This is a genomic window from Pseudomonas sp. 18-147 (assembly GCF_051048045.1).
Taxonomy (GTDB): Bacteria; Pseudomonadota; Gammaproteobacteria; order Pseudomonadales; family Pseudomonadaceae; genus Pseudomonas; species Pseudomonas aeruginosa.
Window position 1 is genome coordinate 4,367,992 of sequence record NZ_CP182296.1, and the last position, 17,016, is coordinate 4,385,007.

A 17,016-nucleotide genomic window follows, 5' to 3' on the forward strand; every position below is an offset into this window, starting at 1 on the left:
CGGGCCGGCTGTGCCGCGCGAGCATGGCGGGAGTCCGCCACCACCCTTGTCGTCTTCCGGGTGGCGCCCTACCATCGCCGTTCCAACAACAAGGACGCCGCCATGCGTGAGCGCACCATCGCCAGCCATTTCGTCCGCGCCGCGTTGCGCGGGGCCACGCGCCAAGGCCTGGACGGCCCCGCCCTGCTGCGTCGCGCCGGCATCCAGCCGGCCCTGCTGGACGAACCGCGGGCACGCATCGCGCCGGAGCAGTTCACCCGCCTGATGCAGTTGCTCTGGGAAGTGCTGGACGACGAATACATGGGCTTCGGCGAAGTCCGCAGCAAGCGCGGCACCTTCGCCATGATGTGCCACACCCTGATTCATTGCCGGACCCTGGAAAAGGCCCTGCAGCGCGGCGAACTGTTCTACGGCCTGTTCCCCCAGGCGCCGCTGATCCACCTGCGGCGCGACGGCGACCTGGTGCGCCTGAGCCTCGAGGAACGCCACCTGTCGGACCCGGATCACTTTCTCGCCGAAAGCCTGCTGGTGATCTGGCACCGCCTCGCCAGTTGGCTGATCGGCCAGCGCATCCGCCTGGAGGAAGCCACCTTCAGCTACCCGGCGCCGGACCACCAGGCCGAGTACGACCTGCTGTTTCCCTGCCCCCGGCGGTTTTCCGCCGGCTGCACCAGCCTGCTGTTCGCCGCCCGCTACCTGGGGATGCCGCTGCTGCAGGACGAACGCACCCTCAAGCAGTTCCTCCAGCACTCTCCCGCCGACCTGCTGGCGCGCCCGGACGGCGGCGACAGCCTGACCAGCCAGATCCGCCGCCTGCTCGGCCGCGACTGCCGGCGCTGGCCGGACCTCGACCAGGTCGCCCGCCAGCTGCACATGAGTTCGCAGACCCTGCGACGCCACCTGCGCGAGGAAGGCGGCAGCTTCCAGCAACTCAAGGACCACCTGCGCCGCGACCTGGCGATCTACCACCTGGGTCGGGACGAGCTGTCGATCCAGGACATCGCCGAGCAGCTCGGCTTTTCCGAGCCCTCGGCCTTCCATCGCGCGTTCAAGAAGTGGACCGGCCTCACCCCCGGCGCGTACCGGCACCAGGCGGAAGCCTGAAGCTCAGCCCAGCTCCTGGCGACGAAGCCCGCTGCGCAGTTGGTCGAGCACCGTGGCGAACGGCTGCGGCCGCCCGACCGCGTAGCCCTGGGCGAAATCCACCCCGAGGCGCGCCAGGTGATCTAGGATTTCCCGGCTCTCGACGAACTCGGCCACGGTCACCGCGCCCAGGCGGTGGGCGATCTGGTTGATGGAGTCGACGATGGCCTGGTCCACCGGGCTCTTGTCCAGGTTGCGGACGAAGCTGCCGTCGATCTTGATCACGTCGACGACAAAATTCTTCAGGTAATTGAAGGAACTCAGGCCGGAGCCGAAGTCGTCCAGCGCCACCTTGCAGCCGAGGTCGCGCAGCTTGGCGACGATCCGCGAAGCCACCGACAACTGGTTCATCAACGCCGTCTCGGTCAGCTCGAAGTACAGGCGCTCCGGCCTCAGCGGCGAGTGTTCGATGCGATCCAGCAGGTAAGGCAGGAACAGCGGGTCGTTGAGCGAGTTGCCGGACAGGTTGATGCCGATGCTCAGGCCCTCCACCGCGGCGATCCGCGCGCCGAAGTTGATCAGCGCCTCGTTGATCACCCAGCGGTCGATGCTGGCCATCAGGTTGAAGCGCTCGGCGGCCGGGATGAAGGCGCCCGGCGGAGTCATCTGGCCATCCGGATCGTACAGTCGCAGCAGCAGCTCGTAGTGCCGGTCGCCGTCGCGGCGGGGGCCGACCGGGACGATCTCCTGCGCCTGCAACTGGAAGCGGTCGTTCTCCAGGGCCTCGCGCAGCCCGCTGGCGAGGAGTATGTCGCGGTGCTGGCGCTCCACTTCCTCATGGCCGAACTGGTACACCGAAACCCGGTTGCGCCCGGCATGCTTGGCCGCGTAGCAGGCCACGTCGGCCTGGCTCATCAGTTCGCTGGTGCTGCGCGAGGTGGCGGTAAGGGCGGTGATACCGATGCTCGCGCCCACGTCGTAGAGCCGCCCTTCCCAGGGGAAGCGCACCGAGCAGATCTGCTCGATGAGCTTGCTCGCCACCTGCTCCGCCTCCGCCAGGTCGCAATCGAACAGCAGCAGGCCGAACTCATCGCCGCCCAGCCGCGCCAGGGTGTCGGAGGCGCGGGTGCGGTCGGCGAGAATCCGGCTCAGCTCGCGCAGCAGCATGTCGCCCGCCGCGTGCCCGGCGGAATCGTTGACCACCTTGAAGCGGTCGAGGTCGATGAAGCACAGCGCATGCTGGGTCGCCCGCTCCTGGGCGTTGGCCAGGGCGCGTTGCAGCTCCTCCTCGAACTTGGTGCGGTTGAACAGCCCGGTGAGGGCATCGTGGGAGGCGTGATAGCTCAGCTCGCGCTGCATCGCCCGGGCCTTGGTGACGTTCTGGAACACCAGCACGGTGCCGATGATCTCGCCATCGCGGGTGCGCACCGGCGCCGCGCAATTCTGGATATCGTGCTGCTCGCCCTTGCGGCTGATCAGCGTGGCGCCGTCCTCCAGGTAGAACACCCGGGTGTTCTGCAGGCAGCGTCGCACCGGGCTTTCCAAGGCCTCGCCGGTGTCGCTGTCGAGCACGTTGAAGACCAGTTCGTGGGGCGCGCCGATGGCGTCCTGCAAGGTCCAGCCGGTCATCGCCTCGGCCACCGGGTTCATGAAGGTCACGCGGCCGCCGGCGTCGGTGGTCAACACGGCATCGCCGATGGAATACAGGGTCACCTGCAGGCGTTCCTTTTCCTCGTGCAGGGTTTCCGCCAGGGTGCGGATCTCGGTGATGTCGCTGTTGATGCCGATCATCCGCACCGGCCGATTGTCCTCGTCGCGCGTCAGCGTGGCGATCGCCCGCAGGTGGCGAACCTCGCGGTTGGGGCGGACGATACGGAACTCGCAGTCGAATTTCTGCAACCCGCTGACGGCGCGCTCCAGCTCGCGCAGCACGCGGTCGTGATCCTCGGCATGCAGGCTCGCCTTCCACTGCTCCACCGTGGTCTCCCCCGGACCGCTGCGGATGCCGTACAGGTCGAACATGCGGAAATCCCAGTGCAGGCGGTTGCGCGCCAGGTCCCACTCCCAGATGCCGATCTGCCCGGCGTCGGTGGCCAGCTTGATCCGTTCGGCGAGGCGCTCGCGCTCCAGCTCGGCACGCTTGCGACTGTCGATATCCTCCACCTGGGTGACGAAGTACTGGGCGACTCCCTCCTCGTCGCGCACCAGCGACACGCTGATGCGCGCCCAGAAGGTTTCGCCGTCCTGGCGCAGGTAGCGCTTCTCCATCTGGTAGGAGTTGATACGCCCGGCGAGCAGGTCGCGCACCAGGTCGAGGTCCAGTTCCAGGTCGTCCACATAGGTGATCTCCTGGAACGACAGCTCGCCCAGGCGTTCGGCGGAATAGCCGAGCATCCGGCACAGCGCCTCGTTGACCTTGAACAGCCGCCCCTCCAGCGACACCAGGGCCATGCCGATCGCCGAGAATTCCATGGCGCCGCGGAACTGCGCCTCGCCGATGGCCACCTGATGCTGCTCGCGGCGGCTGCGCTCCATGATCACCGAGACCAGGAAGGCGGGAATGAGGGTCAAGGCCATCGGCAGGTACAGCAGCGGCTCGCCGAAACGCTGCTGGGACGACTCGGGGAGGAACACGCCGAGGGCGATCAGCACGGCGATGAAACAGGTGTTCAGGCAACCGATCAGCGCGGTACCGAACACGCTGGTGCTGGCGGCGGCCACCAGCAGCGGCAGGAGCACGTAGATGAAGGCGTAGGGCAGGCGCGTCAGGGCCACGAAGCTGATCACCAGGGTCACCAGCAGGAGCATCGCGTTGTCCACTCCCGCCCGCCCCGACAGAGCGTGACGCCAGGCCGCCAGGTTGCTGGCCATGCACAACGGCAGCAGCGCGAGCATGCCCATCGCATCGCCCACGTACCAGCGCGCCCACATTTCCGGGAAACGCCCCATGCCGAAGACGCTGACCAGCACCGCGCCCACCGAGGCGCCGAGCAAGGGCGGGATCAGCGCGCCGGCCCAGAGCACGCGAACCGCCGAATGCAGGTTGAATTCGAAGTCCTCGCGCACCCGGTTGATGCGTAACAGCATCGCGGCGAAGATCGCTTCGCTCAGGTTGGCCGGCAGGAACGCCGCGCTCATCCACAGGCTGTCGCCATACAGGCGGTTGGCCGCCAGGTTGGCCACGGCGGAGCAGAGCAGGATCGCCGGCCACTGGCGCAGCGGCGCGCGCAGCAGGGCGGCGGTGAGGATCGCGTTGGGCAGCCAGATCGCCGCGATGGTGGCAGGCTGACGCGACAGGTAGATGCAGGCCAGGGCGGCGAGAAAGAACAGCACACCGGCCTGGATGCCCGCCCACAAGCCCCTGTCGTCGGTTTTGCCACTGAACATCCGCTCGAATCCCCGGTACCTGCGTCAAAGGAACTGCGCCAGCCGAACAGACTTCAGCGTAGCGCGGAAACACCTCAGACGTAGGTAACGGCCGCCAAGTCTCAGACTGTAGCGAAACGTATGCGGAAGCAGGCGCCGCCCAGCTCGGAATCGTCCAGGCTCAGTTCGCCGTCGTAGCTCTCGATGATGTCCAGCGCCACGGCCAGGCCGATGCCCTGCCCCGGGTGCTGGGTATCGGCGCGCTCGCCGCGGCGGATGATTCGTGCGCGCTGTTCGGCAGGCACTCCGGGACCATCGTCCTCGACCCACAGCTCCGAGTAACCCGGCCCCAGCCGGGCACCCACGCGGACCCGGCCCAGGCACAGGCGATAGGCGTTCTCCAGCAGGTTGCCGAGCAGTTCCAGCAGCGCGCCGCGCTCCACCGGCACGCTGAAGGACGGCGAGAAGTCCCGCTGCAGGCTTACCCGCTTGTCGCGATAGACCTTGTCCAGCGCGTCGCACAGGGTCTCCACCAGCGGCGCCAGTTGCTCGCGATGGCGTACCAGGCCGCTCTTGCGCAGGCTGGCGCGCTGCAACTGATAGCCTATCTGCTGGCTCATGCGCTCGATCTGGCCCTGTAGCACCCGCACCTGCTCGCGGTTGCCGGGCTCCTCGGCGAGCTGGTCGCCGACCCCCTGCAAGACCGCCAGCGGCGTCTTCAGGCTGTGCGCCAGGTCGCCGAGGGAGTGGCGGTAGCGCTCGCGCTGCTTGTGCTCGCTGCGCAACAGGCGGTTCAGCGAGTGGGTCAGGCGCAGCAGCTCGCGCGGATGCTCCTCGCTCAGGCTCTCGCGCTCGCCGGATTCGATCTGGTCCAGCTCGGAACTCAACCCGCGCATCGCCCGGAAGCCCCAGGTCAGACCCAGCCAGAGCAGCCCGAGCAAGACCAGCAGGGCGCCGCCGAGCCACAGGTAGAGCTGCTCGCGGAACCCCTTGAGCAGGCTCTCGAACTCGCTGACCGATTGCATGGTGACGATGCTGTAGGCCGCCTGCTTGCCGCGCAGCAGGTCGATCTCGACGTCGAACACGAAGAACTCCTCGCCCTTCGCATCGCGGGTGGTGTGGAATTCGTTGCCGCGGCCGTCGTAGCGCGGCGTGTAGTTGATCGACTCGTCGGCCGCCGAGGTGGAGCGCCAGAGCAGATCGCCATTCTGGTCGTAGATATAGCCGAGGACCTTGGCCTCCGGCAGGTTGAACTCCTCCACCGGCAGGTGCTCGGGCATCACCAGGCGGCCCTTCTCCACCCGCGCCGCCGAGACCAGGGTCGCCACGTCGGCGGCCAGGCGCTGCTCGATGGTGTTCTCCAGGGCGATGCCGAAGGCCCGCTGCAGGGCCGGCAGCAGCGCCAGCATGAACAGCACCGCCAGGGCGGCGGCGCCGAGCATCAGACGGATGCGCAGGGAACGGATCACCGGCAGCGCTCGGTGAACAGGTAGCCCTGGCCGCGCACCGTATCGATCGGCTTGAAGCCGCCGCAGGCCTCCAGCTTGCGCCGCAGGCGGCCGACCAGCACCTCGATGACGTTGGCGTCGCGCTCCTCGTCGTCGGGGTAGAGCTGTTCCATCAGGCGTTCCTTGGCCACCACCTGCTGGTGATGCCGCATGAGGTATTCGAGGATGCGGTATTCGTAGGCGGTCAGCGCCACCGGTTGCTCCTCGACCAGCGCCTGCTTGCGGTTCAGGTCGAGGACCAGGGGGCCGGCCTCGATGGTCGACTGGACGAACCCCGAGGAGCGTCGCAGCAACGCGTTCAGGCGCGCTTCCAGTTCCTCGAACTGGAACGGCTTGACCACGTAGTCGTCGGCCCCGGCGGCCAGGCCTTCGACCTTGTCCTGCCAGTTGCCGCGGGCGGTGAGGATCAGGATCGGGAAGGACTTGCCCTGCGAACGCAGCTCGCGGATCAGGTCCAGGCCGCTCATGCCCGGCAGGCCGAGGTCGATCACCGCCAGGTCGTGGTGGTATTCGCTGACCCGGTAGAGGGCTTCCTCGGCATCCGGTACCGCGTCCACCACGTGCCCCTGTTCACCCAGGCGGGTATAGAGGTGGTGGCGCAACAGCGCCTCGTCTTCCACTACCAGCAGTTTCATGAGGTTCCTCCGGATGAGATGCGGCCGGACCTTCCGGCCCGGCCATCGAAGCATGCCCTCGCGGGCGCTGCGCGGTCATTTAGAACTTGTAGTTGGCGCCCAGGTAGAATTGCGAGCTGCTGTGCAGGTCCAGGGAGCCCAGCTTGTTGCCGCCATGCGGGGTCATCTCGGTGCTGGCGTTGGTGCGCAGGTAACGATAGCCGCCTTCGATCGAGGCATTCTTGCTCAGCTCCTGCAGGATACCGGCCTGCAGCCCGGCAGCGTAGCCGACATCGCTGTCGCGCTTGAAGCCCTTGCCGTCCTGTTCCAGCTTGACCAGGCCGAGGGTGGCACCGCCGAACAGCTTGGTGTTGTTGTCGCCGATCGGCAGGAAGGCGTCGTAGCTGCCGAGCAGGTTCTGCTGGCGCAGCTTGTTGCCGCTGCTGGTGTCGGAGATGTTCTCGTAGGTCGCGTAGTAGCGGCCCTGCTCGAACTGCTGGCCGGCGCGGATGCCCCAGGTGCCGGTGTTGTCGATCACCTTGTCGAGGTTCGGGCTGTTCAGGTTGCGGTTCAGCGACTTGGATTTCTGGATGTTGTTGCTGGTCTCGCCCCAGGTCAGGCCGACGAAGTTGTCGGCGGCCTGGACGCCGGCGGCGGAACCCAGCAGGGCGGTGGCGATGAAGAGAGTCTTGAGTGCTTTCATGGTGTTTCTCCGTTCTGCGAGAGTCGTGTCGTTCACGGCTTGCAGAGTACGGACAGGGTACTGAACCGCCCCTGAACGCTTGCTGAACCCGGGCTGAACGACTCGCGTTTGCCGGCGAACGCTCTGTTTCCAGGCTGCCGCGCGCCGGCTCGGCGAGGTTTTTGCCCGTACTGCAAGTAGGGTCTAGGCTTTCTACAGTCGCCTGCATAGAGGCTGGGCCAATGAACGAACAACCCGACCAGGGACGCGTCAAGGGCATGGAAGCCAGGCTCTTCCTGTTTCTCGTGATCTGCCTGTTCCCGCTGCTGTCCGTCGCACTGGTCGGCGGCTTCGGTTTCTGCGTCTGGATGTACCAGCTACTGGCCGGCCCGCCCGGGCCGCCGGCCTGAGGTCGGGTATGAGCAGTCGCCGAGAGCTGTTCCGCCGCCTCGGCGGGCACCCGCCGACGCGTCGCCCGCCGTGGACCGCCGCCGACTTCGCCGCAGGCTGCACAGGCTGCGCCGCCTGCGTCGAGGCCTGCCCGGAAGGCGTGCTGAAGCTCGGCGCCGGTCGGCTCGTCGAACTCGACCTCTCCAGCGCCGGCTGCACGCTGTGCGGGGAATGCGCCAGCCGCTGCGAGGCCGGCCTGTTCGATGGCGCGCGCCCGGCCTTCCCCTGGATCGCCACGATCGGCGAAGCCTGCCTGGCCCTGGCCGGGATCCACTGCCGCAGTTGCCAGGACGCCTGCGAACCCGCCGCGATCCGCTTCCGCCCGGCCCCCGGCGGCGTCGCCCTGGCCGAGCTGGACAGCCAGCGCTGCAACGGCTGCGGCGCCTGCCTGGCGCCCTGTCCGAGCCAGGCCATCCAACTGCGCGCGCTATCCACCAAGGAGTCTCCACGACATGCCTGAAGCCCTGCAGATCGCCAGCCTCATCCTGCATTGCCGACCCGAGCGACTGCCGGCGGTGAAGGCCAACCTGGCGCTGCTCGACGGCCTGGAGATCTACCAGGAAAGCCCGCAGGGCAAGCTGATCCTGGTGCTGGAAGCCGAACGCGAAGAACAGATTCTCGACACCCTGGGCCAGTTGCAGAACCTGCCAGGAGTGCTCAACGCCGTGCTGGTCTACCACGAGATCCTGCACGACGACGATAGCAACGACGCGGCGGCCATGACCGACCGCGCGATACCGTGCTCGCCCGAGGAGACAATCGATGAACCTCACCCGTCGTGAATTCGCCAAGGCCAACGCCGCCGCCATCGCCGCGGCGGCGGCCGGCCTGCCGATCCTGGTCCGCGCCAGCAACCTGGTGACCGAGGCGGACGTCACCAGCCTGGTCTGGAACAAGGCCCCCTGCCGCTTCTGCGGCACCGGTTGCAGCGTGATGGTCGCCACCCGCGACGGCCAGGTGGTGGCCACCCATGGCGACATCAAGGCCGAGGTCAACCGCGGGATCAACTGCGTGAAGGGCTACTTCCTGTCGAAGATCATGTACGGCAGCGACCGCCTGACCCGCCCGCTGCTGCGCATGAAGGACGGCAAGTTCGACAAGCAGGGCGAGTTCCAGCCGATCAGTTGGGAACAGGCCTTCGACATCATGGCCGAGAAGTTCAAGGCCGCGCTCAAGGCCAAGGGACCGGAGTCGGTCGGCATGTTCGGCTCCGGCCAGTGGACGGTCTGGGAAGGCTATGCGGCGAACAAGCTGTTCAAGGCCGGCCTGCGCAGCAACAACATCGACCCCAACGCCCGCCACTGCATGGCCTCGGCGGTGATGGGCTTCATGCGCAGCTTCGGCATGGACGAGCCGATGGGCTGCTACGACGACATCGAGGCCACCGACAGCTTCGTCCTCTGGGGCTCGAACATGGCCGAGATGCACCCGGTGCTCTGGTCGCGGGTCACCGACCGCCGGCTCAGCGCGCCGCAGGTCAAGGTCGCGGTGCTGTCCACCTTCGAGCACCGCAGCTTCGAGCTGGCCGACCTGCCCATGGTGTTCAAGCCGCAGACCGACCTGATCATCCTCAACTATATCGCCAACCACATCATCGAGAGCGGCGCGGTGAACCGCGACTTCGTCGAGCGCCACGTGCGCTTCGCCCATGGCGCCGAGGACATCGGCTACGGCCTGCGCCCGGACGACCCGCTGGAGAAGAAGGCGAAGAACGCCGACAAGGCCAACACCTGGAGCGATATCGACTTCAAGGCCTTCGCCGAGTTCGTCAAGCCCTATACCCTGGAGCGCACCGCGCGCGAAAGCGGCGTGCCGGCCGAGCGGCTGAAGGCCCTCGCCGAACTCTACGCCGACCCCAAGCGCAAGGTGGTGTCGTTCTGGACCATGGGCTTCAACCAGCACACCCGCGGGGTCTGGGCGAACAACCTGATCTACAACATCCACCTGCTCACCGGGAAGATCAGCGAACCGGGCAACAGCCCCTTCTCGCTCACCGGCCAGCCCTCGGCCTGCGGCACCGCGCGCGAGGTCGGCACCTTCTCCCACCGGCTCCCCGCCGACCTGGTGGTGACCAACCCGAAGCACCGGGAAACCGCGGAGAAGATCTGGAAGGTGCCGGCCGGCACCATCCAGGAGAAGGTCGGCTTCCACGCCGTGCAGCAGAGCCGGATGCTCAAGGACGGCGTGCTCAACGTCTACTGGACCCAGGTCAGCAACAACATGCAGGCCGGTCCCAACGTGATGCAGGAAGTGCTGCCCGGCTGGCGCAACCCGGACAACTTCGTGATCGTCTCCGACGTCTACCCCACCGTCTCGGCCCAGGCCGCCGACCTGATCCTGCCCAGCGCCATGTGGGTGGAGAAGGAAGGCGCCTTCGGCAATGCCGAGCGCCGCACGCAGTTCTGGCACCAGTTGGTGAAGGCACCGGGCGAGGCGAAGTCCGACCTCTGGCAGCTGGTGGAATTCTCCAAGCGCTTCACCACCGACGAGGTCTGGCCCGCGGAACTGCTGGCGAAGGCCCCCGAGCTGAAGGGCAAGACCCTCTACGACGTGCTGTTCCGCAACGGCCAGGTCGACCGCTTCCCGGCCAGCGACCTGGCCAAGGGCTACGCCAACGACGAGGTCGACGCATTCGGCTTCTATATCCAGAAGGGTCTGTTCGAGGAATACGCCGCCTTCGGTCGCGGCCACGGCCACGACCTCGCCCCCTTCGACGCCTACCACGAGGCGCGCGGCCTGCGCTGGCCGGTGGTGGACGGCAAGGAGACCCGCTGGCGCTACCGCGAGGGCTACGACCCCTACGTGAGCAAGGGCAGCGGCGTGCAGTTCTATGGCTATCCGGACAAGAAGGCGATCGTCTTCGCCCTGCCCTACGAGCCGCCGGCCGAGGCGCCGGACCAGGACTACCCGTTCTGGCTCGCCACCGGCCGGGTGCTCGAACACTGGCACACCGGGAGCATGACCGCGCGGGTCCCGGAGCTGTACAAGGCGGTGCCCGACGCGCTGGTCTACATGCACCCGGAGGATGCGCGCCAGCTCAAGCTGCGCCGCGGCAGCGAGGTCAAGGTGGTGAGCCGGCGCGGCGAGATCCGCGCGCGGGTCGAGACCCGCGGGCGCAACAAGCCGCCCCAGGGGCTGGTGTTCGTGCCGTTCTTCGACGCCAACAAGCTGATCAACAAGGTCACCCTGGACGCCACCGACCCGATTTCCAAGCAGACCGACTACAAGAAGTGCGCCGTTCGCATCGAACTGCTCAACCTGGCCTGAGGAGCGCGCCATGAAACCTCTGCTGACTGCCCTGCTCCTCGTCCTGCTCGGTGCCCCCGCGGCCTTCGCCGCCGACCTCGGCTACCCGCTGGACGCGCCCGCCCCCGACGGCCGCCGCCCCGGCGGCACGCTGGCCGAAAGCCGCCCCGCGCCGCCGCTGGCGGCCGAGGAAAACAAGGACCTGAAACGCGAGCGCAACTACCCCGAGCAGCCGCCGACCATTCCCCACAGCATCGTCGGCTATCGCATCGACAAGGACAGCAACAAGTGCCTGTCCTGCCACAGCCGCGCCAACAGCGCGCGAACCCAGGCGGTGATGATCAGCATCACCCACTACATGGACCGCGACGGCCAGCCGCTGGCCGCCGTCTCGCCGCGCCGCTACTTCTGCGTGCAGTGCCATGTGCCGCAACAGGACGTAAAGCCGCTGGTCGACAACCGCTTCGAGAACATCGACCAGATCCTCGAGAAAGAAGCCGCCAATGCGGCGCGCAAACCCTGAGGGAGGCCGCATGAAAGCACTCATCGCCTGGCTGGCCGGTTACTGGCGGGTCCTGCGTCGTCCCAGCGTGCATTTCAGCCTGGGCTTCCTCACCCTCGGCGGCTTCATCGCCGGGATCGTCTTCTGGGGCGGCTTCAACACCGCCCTGGAGGCGACCAACACCGAGACCTTCTGCATTTCCTGCCACGAGATGCGCGACAACGTGTTCGTCGAACTCAAGGACACCATCCACTACAGCAACCGTTCCGGAGTCCGCGCCACCTGTCCCGACTGCCACGTGCCACACAAGTGGACCGACAAGATCGCGCGCAAGATGCAGGCCTCCAAGGAGGTCTGGGGCAAGATCTTCGGCACCATCAACACCCGCGAGAAATTCCTCGATCACCGCCGCGAGCTGGCCGAGCACGAATGGGCACGACTCAAGGCCAACGATTCGCTGGAATGCCGCAACTGCCACAACTTCGAGTTCATGGACTTCACCCGGCAGAGCGTGCGCGCGCGGCAGATGCACTCCACCGCCCTGGCCAGCGGCGAAGCCACCTGCATCGACTGCCACAAGGGGATCGCCCACCACCTGCCGGACATGACCGGGGTGAAGGGCTGGTAGCGCCGCCCGCGGACCGGGCGGCGCGGCGCAATCAGGGCTGGGCGCCCTTCAGCGCCTCGAGGATCTTGCGCCCGGCGCGACCGTCGGCCGGGGTCAGGCCGAGGCGCTTCTGCTCGGCCTGGATCGCCTTGCGCGTGCTGGTGCCGATCAGCCCGTCGGCCTCGCCGATGTCGTAGCCGCGCGCCAGCAACGCCTTCTGCAATTGCTTGCGCTCGAGCCGGCTGATGCCCGGGTCGTCGGTCGGCCAGGACGCCACCAGGCCGCTGCCGCCGCGCAGGCGGTCGGAAAGCAGGGCGATGGCCAGCGCGTAGCTTTCCGCGGCGTTGTAGGAATAGATCGCATCGTAGTTGCGATAGACCAGGAAGGCCGGGCCCTGGGCCCCGGTCGGCAGGAGGATCGCGGCCTTCTCGTCGCCGCCCGGCAGCGGCTGGCCGTCGACCCGCCTCACCCCACGGGCGACCCAGGCCGACAGCGGCTGGCGCTTGCCGCGCCCGGCCAGGCTGGCGGGGAAGTCGGCCGGCACCTTCACTTCATAGCCCCACGGCTGTCCCGTGCGCCAGCCAGCCTTCTTCAGGTAGTTGGCGGTGGAACCGAGGGCATCCGGCACGCTGCCCACCAGGTCGCGGCGACCGTCGCCGTCGAAGTCCACGGCGATCCGCGCGTAGGTCGATGGCATGAACTGGGTATGGCCGAAGGCCCCGGCCCAGGAGCCGGTGATGCCGGCGTCGCGGATGTCGCCGGCCTGCAACAGCTTCAGGGTGGCGAGGAACTCGCCCTGGAAGAACGACTGGCGGCGCCCGTAGCAGGACAGGGTCGACAGCGAGGTCAGCAGCGGACGCTTGCCGAAGATCCGCCCGTAGTCGCTTTCCACGCCCCACACCGCCACCACCGTGTACTTGTCCACGCCGTAGCGCGCGGCCACCTGGTCGAGCAGCTTGTCGTGCTGGGCGAGCATCGCCTTGCCATCGCTGACCCGCTGCTCGTCCACCAGACCGGCCAGGTAGTCCCACAGCGGGGTGGTGAACTCCGGCTGCGCGTCGAGCAGGTCGAGCACGCTGAGGTCGGCCTGCAGGCCGCTGGTGAAGCGCTCATAACTGTCGGCGGAAATGCCCTGCGCCTGGGCCTTCTTCTGCAGGCCGGCGAGGCAGGAAGGGAAGCTCGAGGCGTCGGGTTGCGCCAGGGCCAGGGCGGGTAGCAGGGCCAGCGAGGAGAGAAGAAGACTGCGCATGGGGTTTCCTTGTACGGTGAACGGTCATCCATGGCACCGGCGGGCTTCCCCCGGCGCCGAAGGCCTGGCGGCCTGTACGGTTGACTCGGTGATCGGCGTTCGACTGGTCGAGTCAGCCACACGGGCCACTAGCCTACCGTCCCGCCGGGTGCGGCGCCATCTCCGCCCTGAAAGGCGGGTGAAACCTTGCTCGGGCAGACTGGCGGCGGAATACGCATGCCGGGTGTCTCGCGGCCGATCCGCCGCGTCACATCCGTGCCCGAACGCGCTGCGCCACCCGCGCGTCCGTTTTCCGGGCACTGGCCGGGCGTTCGCCGGTCCAAGCAGTGTTCCCCGCCTCCGTCCACAAGCCGGAGCCGGCCCCGACGGTCCCAGACCACCGCAGGAAAGCCGGGCGGCCGCCACCCGCCACCGCCCCGGGCTTTCCACCCTCACTACACGTTTCGGAGTACAACCTTGATCCACTGGTTGAGCGACCCGACGTTCTGGACAGCCCTGCTGCAGATCGTCGCCATCGATATCCTCCTGGGCGGCGACAATGCCGTAGTCATCGCCCTCGCCTGCCGGCACCTGCCGGCGCACCGGCGCAAGCAGGCGATCTTCGGCGGCGTCGCCGGTGCCATCCTGATCCGCATCCTGCTGCTGTTCTTCGCCCTGCACCTGCTCGACCTGCCCTACCTCAAGGTAATCGGCGCGCTCCTGCTGCTGTGGATCGGCATCAAGCTGCTGCTGCCGGAGGAGGAGAACGGCGACGACATCAAGGGCAGCACCCACCTGCTCGGCGCGATCAAGACCATCATCATCGCCGACGCGGTGATGAGCCTGGACAACGTCATCGCCCTGTCCGCCGCCTCGGCCGGGGATTTCTTCCTGGTCTCCCTGGGCGTGCTGATCAGCATCCCGATCATCGTCTGGGGCAGCCAGCTGATCCTGCGCCTGATCGACCGCTTCCCGCTGATCATCCTCTTCGGCGGCGGCCTGCTCGGCTGGATCGCCGGCGGCATGCTGCTCACCGACAGCGCCCTGAAGCCCTGGCTGGCGCCCTACGCGCAATGGGATTCCTACCTGCACTACGGCGCGGCGGCCTTCGGCGCGCTGTTCGTGATCCTCCTCGGCAGCCTCCTGGCGCGCCGCCAGTTGAAGCAGCGGCATGCCGCGCCGGCGGACGCCGCCGAAAGCGAAGGCCGCTAAGAGCAACGGGGCGCCCGGGGGCGCCCCGTCCTCTTTCTCCGGCTCAGATATTGGTGCTCGCCGGGATCCGGCTCGGCAACAGGTACTCGTAGGGCCTGCGGCGCGCCTGGTTGCGCGTGCGAATGGTCGCCTCGACCTCCTTCAGGCGTGCCTGGAAGCGCTCCAGCGGGCCGCCGCTGGCGGTCACCCGCCTGTCCGAAAACACCGGCGCGTAGGGGAACCCGGTCTGCCGGTAGTCGCCCAGGCGACCGTGGTAGACCGAACCGAGCAGGTGATAGATGTTCACCTTCTCCAGCGCCACCAGGGTCGGCGGCATCATCTTCAACCAATCGGCCTCGCTCTTGCCGCTTGGCGAGTCCGGTGCCGGCGCCGCGCTCATGGCACAGATGGCTGGTGCGTAGGTCATCATCGAAGGCTGGGGAAAATTGACCGCCGCATGCTGCGCGGAGGCAGTGAAGATCACCATGGTCAGCACCTCGACCAGTTGGCTGCGACCGGTGATCGGGCGGAACCCGGCCACCTTGCCGCTGCCGATCACTTCGCCGACCCAGGCCGCCAGTTCGACGTCAGCGGTGACGTCGCCGTCGCTGGCGTAGTACACCGCCACGTAGTCGGCCGCCCACTGGCGGATGGCATTCCATACCAGCAGGCCGTCGTCGCGATAGGGGTAGTCCGGTAGCGCCAGCGGGTCGTCGACGTTCCGCGCCTTCAGGCTCTCCGGCAACATGCCGCGGTAGAAGTCGAAACCCAGCCGATTGCCGCCGGCGGTGGCCTGGGTGTCCTGGATCGGCGCGGCGAACATCACGTCGATGAAGCCCGCGCTGGGCAACAGGATCCGCGCCGCCCCCTCGTTGATGAACAGGGTGCCCTCGAAGTGCGGGGCGAGCAGGACGTGCAGCGGATGGCTGGGCGCCAGGGTGCGCTGGGTGGCCAGGCAGAACGCCTCGCTCACCAGGTGGGTCTGGGCCAGGTGGACGAACATCTCGTGGTAGTTCTCCTCGGCGACCTGGACCACCGTCTTGGCCATCTGCCAACCCCAGTACAGATCACTCTCCGACTCGGCGGGACGCACGAACATCGGATGGGTAGCGGGGTCCTGACCACACTGGATGGCCACCGGCAATAGCCTCGCCCGATCCTTGCCAAGGGCGAACAGGGCGATCGGCGCATAGGCGAAGCCCGTCCCGGTGAGCAGTTTGTCCACCGCTCCCGACGGCGCCAGCTTGCCCAGCTCGGCGTAGTCCAGCAGATACAGGCGGCGGCTGGCGGCGGCCTCCAGCAAGCTGTCGTCGGCGCCCATCACCCGGCGGAACTGCTCCTCGCCCAGCGGAAAGTTGGCCGGCAGCGCATCGACGCGACGGATCAGCAGCGGATTAGGCCCGGCCACCCGCCAGTAGGCGAACGCTTCGTCGTCACGGAAGCTGTCGGCGACCTCCGGCAGGCGCAGGGTGCCGAACACCGCGCGGAAGCGATTCAGGCCGTCGCCCTGCCCCCCCTGGGTAACCAGGTTGCTGGCGCTCTTGAGAATATCGTCGACCAGCAGGCCGACCCGCGTCAGTAAGGCGATCACCCGCGTCTGCAACTCCGTGAAGCGCAGCAGCAGGCTGCCGGCCGCGGCCGGATCGTTCTTCGCCTCCTCCAGCAACGCCTCGTGGACCTGGCGCGCCGCCTCCAGGTCACCGCTGAGCCCGGTGGCGATCCGCTCGCACTGCGCGGCGGCCGACGCCGGCAACGAGGCGACGAAATTGACGATCAGCTCGACGATCACCCCGGCGGTCTTCAACAGCCAGTCGACATTCGGCAACTCGCCCAGCGGCACCGAGCGGGCCATCGGCACGCCTTTGACATTGACGAAGTTCTCGGTCCAGACATATACCAGTTTCTTGCTGGTCAATACCGCACGCCGCGCCAACTTTCCGGCCAGGTTGTCATATTGCGGCAAACTCGGCGGAATCAGGTTGTCCAGCAAACTTCGCGAGGCATCGATAGATCGCTGTTGTTCCGCCCCGAGGTATTTCAAGGGTGAAAAGAATATCGAGTCATTGGCCAGTGCGGTTCCACTCAGGGCGACACCCGACAAGAGCACACTCCTGCGTTTCATATCATCGACTCCATCAATGCATTAACCAGGAACGACTCGATGCCTGAGCATCGAATCGCTCTTTCAACAGGTTGCGATCAGCTGTAAAGCCCTTCGCCGCTTTCCTTGTTGTAATGCAACGGAACATTATGGTTGTCGGTCCCGCCGAGAATCTTGCCGACGGTGATCGCCGCCACCGAAGGCACCTGGAAGGCCAGCAGGTCGACCAGCTCGTGGGTACGGTTGAGGCCGATGGCGCTGGCCGCGTTGCCGATGCTGGAGAACAGCGGCGAGTTCAGGAAGGAGTTGGCCGCGTAGACGCCGTTGATGATGGCATCGCCCAGGAAAGTCCCGGCGCCAGAAACTTGTTCGATTTCACCCACACTTAGAACCGCCAGGGCATTCACCTGATTTTTCATTTCTGAATCTCCACATATT

15 protein-coding genes are annotated in these 17,016 nt (G+C 67.1%); 8 read left to right on the forward strand and 7 right to left on the reverse strand.

Features of this window, described 5'->3' with window-relative positions; genetic code table 11:
• Positions 1-102: 102 nt before the first annotated feature.
• Complete coding sequence (locus ACM0M4_RS20625; protein ID WP_003106595.1) at positions 103-1,104, forward strand: AraC family transcriptional regulator; 1,002 nt, start codon at positions 103-105, stop codon at positions 1,102-1,104.
• Positions 1,105-1,107: 3 nt separating this feature from the next.
• Here the strand turns inward: ACM0M4_RS20625 and ACM0M4_RS20630 are convergent, their stop codons facing one another.
• The 4 genes from ACM0M4_RS20630 to ACM0M4_RS20645 all read right to left on the reverse strand — a co-directional run bounded on the left by ACM0M4_RS20630 (position 1,108) and on the right by ACM0M4_RS20645 (position 7,274).
• Entirely contained in the window at positions 1,108-4,470 is a 3,363-nt protein-coding gene (locus ACM0M4_RS20630) for a diguanylate cyclase (protein WP_003082440.1), read from the reverse strand.
• Between the two features lie 101 nt (positions 4,471-4,571).
• On the reverse strand, positions 4,572-5,918 hold the full coding sequence (gene phoQ / locus ACM0M4_RS20635; protein ID WP_003082438.1) for a two-component system sensor histidine kinase PhoQ: 1,347 nt from the start codon (positions 5,916-5,918) through the stop codon (positions 4,572-4,574).
• Positions 5,915-6,592: a two-component system response regulator PhoP gene (phoP, locus tag ACM0M4_RS20640; RefSeq protein ID WP_003082436.1), complete on the reverse strand. Its 678-nt coding sequence runs from the start codon at positions 6,590-6,592 to the stop codon at positions 5,915-5,917. The genes phoQ and phoP overlap by 4 nt, the downstream gene beginning before the upstream one ends.
• A 79-nt stretch (positions 6,593-6,671) precedes the next feature.
• Positions 6,672-7,274 carry an outer membrane protein gene (locus ACM0M4_RS20645; protein WP_003082431.1) on the reverse strand — a complete coding sequence of 201 codons (603 nt, stop codon included), beginning with the start codon at positions 7,272-7,274 and terminating at the stop codon, positions 6,672-6,674.
• 221 nt (positions 7,275-7,495) lie between these two features.
• Here ACM0M4_RS20645 and napE point away from each other — a divergent pair, with 221 nt between their 5' ends.
• From napE to ACM0M4_RS20675, 6 genes are read left to right on the forward strand one after another with little or no spacing between them, the layout of a single operon-like run.
• Positions 7,496-7,663 (forward strand): periplasmic nitrate reductase, NapE protein, encoded by a 168-nt coding sequence (napE, locus tag ACM0M4_RS20650; protein WP_003082429.1) that lies wholly within the window; start codon positions 7,496-7,498, stop codon positions 7,661-7,663.
• Between the two features lie 8 nt (positions 7,664-7,671).
• A complete protein-coding gene (gene napF / locus ACM0M4_RS20655; RefSeq protein WP_003116340.1) occupies positions 7,672-8,163 on the forward strand; it encodes a ferredoxin-type protein NapF in 492 nt (163 codons plus the stop codon).
• Positions 8,156-8,485 (forward strand): chaperone NapD, encoded by a 330-nt coding sequence (locus ACM0M4_RS20660; protein ID WP_003082422.1) that lies wholly within the window; start codon positions 8,156-8,158, stop codon positions 8,483-8,485. Before napF ends, ACM0M4_RS20660 begins: the two co-directional genes overlap by 8 nt.
• The gene (napA, locus tag ACM0M4_RS20665; protein WP_003107632.1) at positions 8,466-10,970 is read left to right on the forward strand and encodes a nitrate reductase catalytic subunit NapA; all 2,505 of its coding nucleotides are present in this window, start codon (positions 8,466-8,468) and stop codon (positions 10,968-10,970) included. The genes ACM0M4_RS20660 and napA overlap by 20 nt, the downstream gene beginning before the upstream one ends.
• Positions 10,971-10,980: 10 nt before the next feature.
• Positions 10,981-11,472: a nitrate reductase cytochrome c-type subunit gene (locus ACM0M4_RS20670; RefSeq protein WP_003082414.1), complete on the forward strand. Its 492-nt coding sequence runs from the start codon at positions 10,981-10,983 to the stop codon at positions 11,470-11,472.
• 10 nt (positions 11,473-11,482) lie between these two features.
• Positions 11,483-12,079, forward strand: coding sequence for a cytochrome c3 family protein (locus tag ACM0M4_RS20675; protein ID WP_003082412.1), 597 nt, complete (start codon positions 11,483-11,485; stop codon positions 12,077-12,079).
• Positions 12,080-12,110: 31 nt separating this feature from the next.
• Here the strand turns inward: ACM0M4_RS20675 and ACM0M4_RS20680 are convergent, their stop codons facing one another.
• Entirely contained in the window at positions 12,111-13,307 is a 1,197-nt protein-coding gene (locus tag ACM0M4_RS20680) for a lytic murein transglycosylase (RefSeq protein ID WP_003106696.1), read from the reverse strand.
• A 456-nt stretch (positions 13,308-13,763) separates the two neighbouring features.
• Here ACM0M4_RS20680 and ACM0M4_RS20685 point away from each other — a divergent pair, with 456 nt between their 5' ends.
• A complete protein-coding gene (locus ACM0M4_RS20685) occupies positions 13,764-14,498 on the forward strand; it encodes a TerC family protein (RefSeq protein ID WP_003106697.1) in 735 nt (244 codons plus the stop codon).
• Between the two features lie 43 nt (positions 14,499-14,541).
• On the opposite strand, the gene ACM0M4_RS20690 is transcribed toward ACM0M4_RS20685, so the two are convergent.
• Together ACM0M4_RS20690 and ACM0M4_RS20695 are read right to left on the reverse strand one after the other, a co-directional pair.
• Positions 14,542-16,599, reverse strand: a complete 2,058-nt coding sequence (locus tag ACM0M4_RS20690) for a lipoxygenase family protein (RefSeq protein WP_030046548.1) — start codon at positions 16,597-16,599, stop codon at positions 14,542-14,544.
• Positions 16,600-16,676: 77 nt separating this feature from the next.
• A complete protein-coding gene (locus ACM0M4_RS20695; RefSeq protein WP_003082401.1) occupies positions 16,677-16,997 on the reverse strand; it encodes a hypothetical protein in 321 nt (106 codons plus the stop codon).
• Between the last annotated feature and the right edge of the window lie 19 nt (positions 16,998-17,016).

Excerpts from the sequence above, each read along its gene's own strand:
- ACM0M4_RS20630 (WP_003082440.1), bottom strand. The coding sequence starts at position 4,470 with ATGTTCAGTGGCAAAACCGACGACAGGGGCTTGTGGGCGGGCATCCAG.
- ACM0M4_RS20680 (WP_003106696.1), bottom strand. The coding sequence starts at position 13,307 with ATGCGCAGTCTTCTTCTCTCCTCGCTGGCCCTGCTACCCGCCCTGGCC.
- ACM0M4_RS20625 (WP_003106595.1), top strand. The coding sequence starts at position 103 with ATGCGTGAGCGCACCATCGCCAGCCATTTCGTCCGCGCCGCGTTGCGC.
- ACM0M4_RS20645 (WP_003082431.1), bottom strand. The coding sequence starts at position 7,274 with ATGAAAGCACTCAAGACTCTCTTCATCGCCACCGCCCTGCTGGGTTCC.
- napA (WP_003107632.1), top strand. The coding sequence starts at position 8,466 with ATGAACCTCACCCGTCGTGAATTCGCCAAGGCCAACGCCGCCGCCATC.
- phoP (WP_003082436.1), bottom strand. The coding sequence starts at position 6,592 with ATGAAACTGCTGGTAGTGGAAGACGAGGCGCTGTTGCGCCACCACCTC.
- ACM0M4_RS20690 (WP_030046548.1), bottom strand. The coding sequence starts at position 16,599 with ATGAAACGCAGGAGTGTGCTCTTGTCGGGTGTCGCCCTGAGTGGAACC.
- ACM0M4_RS20695 (WP_003082401.1), bottom strand. The coding sequence starts at position 16,997 with ATGAAAAATCAGGTGAATGCCCTGGCGGTTCTAAGTGTGGGTGAAATC.
- ACM0M4_RS20670 (WP_003082414.1), top strand. The coding sequence starts at position 10,981 with ATGAAACCTCTGCTGACTGCCCTGCTCCTCGTCCTGCTCGGTGCCCCC.
- ACM0M4_RS20660 (WP_003082422.1), top strand. The coding sequence starts at position 8,156 with ATGCCTGAAGCCCTGCAGATCGCCAGCCTCATCCTGCATTGCCGACCC.
- napE (WP_003082429.1), top strand. The coding sequence starts at position 7,496 with ATGAACGAACAACCCGACCAGGGACGCGTCAAGGGCATGGAAGCCAGG.
- napF (WP_003116340.1), top strand. The coding sequence starts at position 7,672 with ATGAGCAGTCGCCGAGAGCTGTTCCGCCGCCTCGGCGGGCACCCGCCG.
- ACM0M4_RS20675 (WP_003082412.1), top strand. The coding sequence starts at position 11,483 with ATGAAAGCACTCATCGCCTGGCTGGCCGGTTACTGGCGGGTCCTGCGT.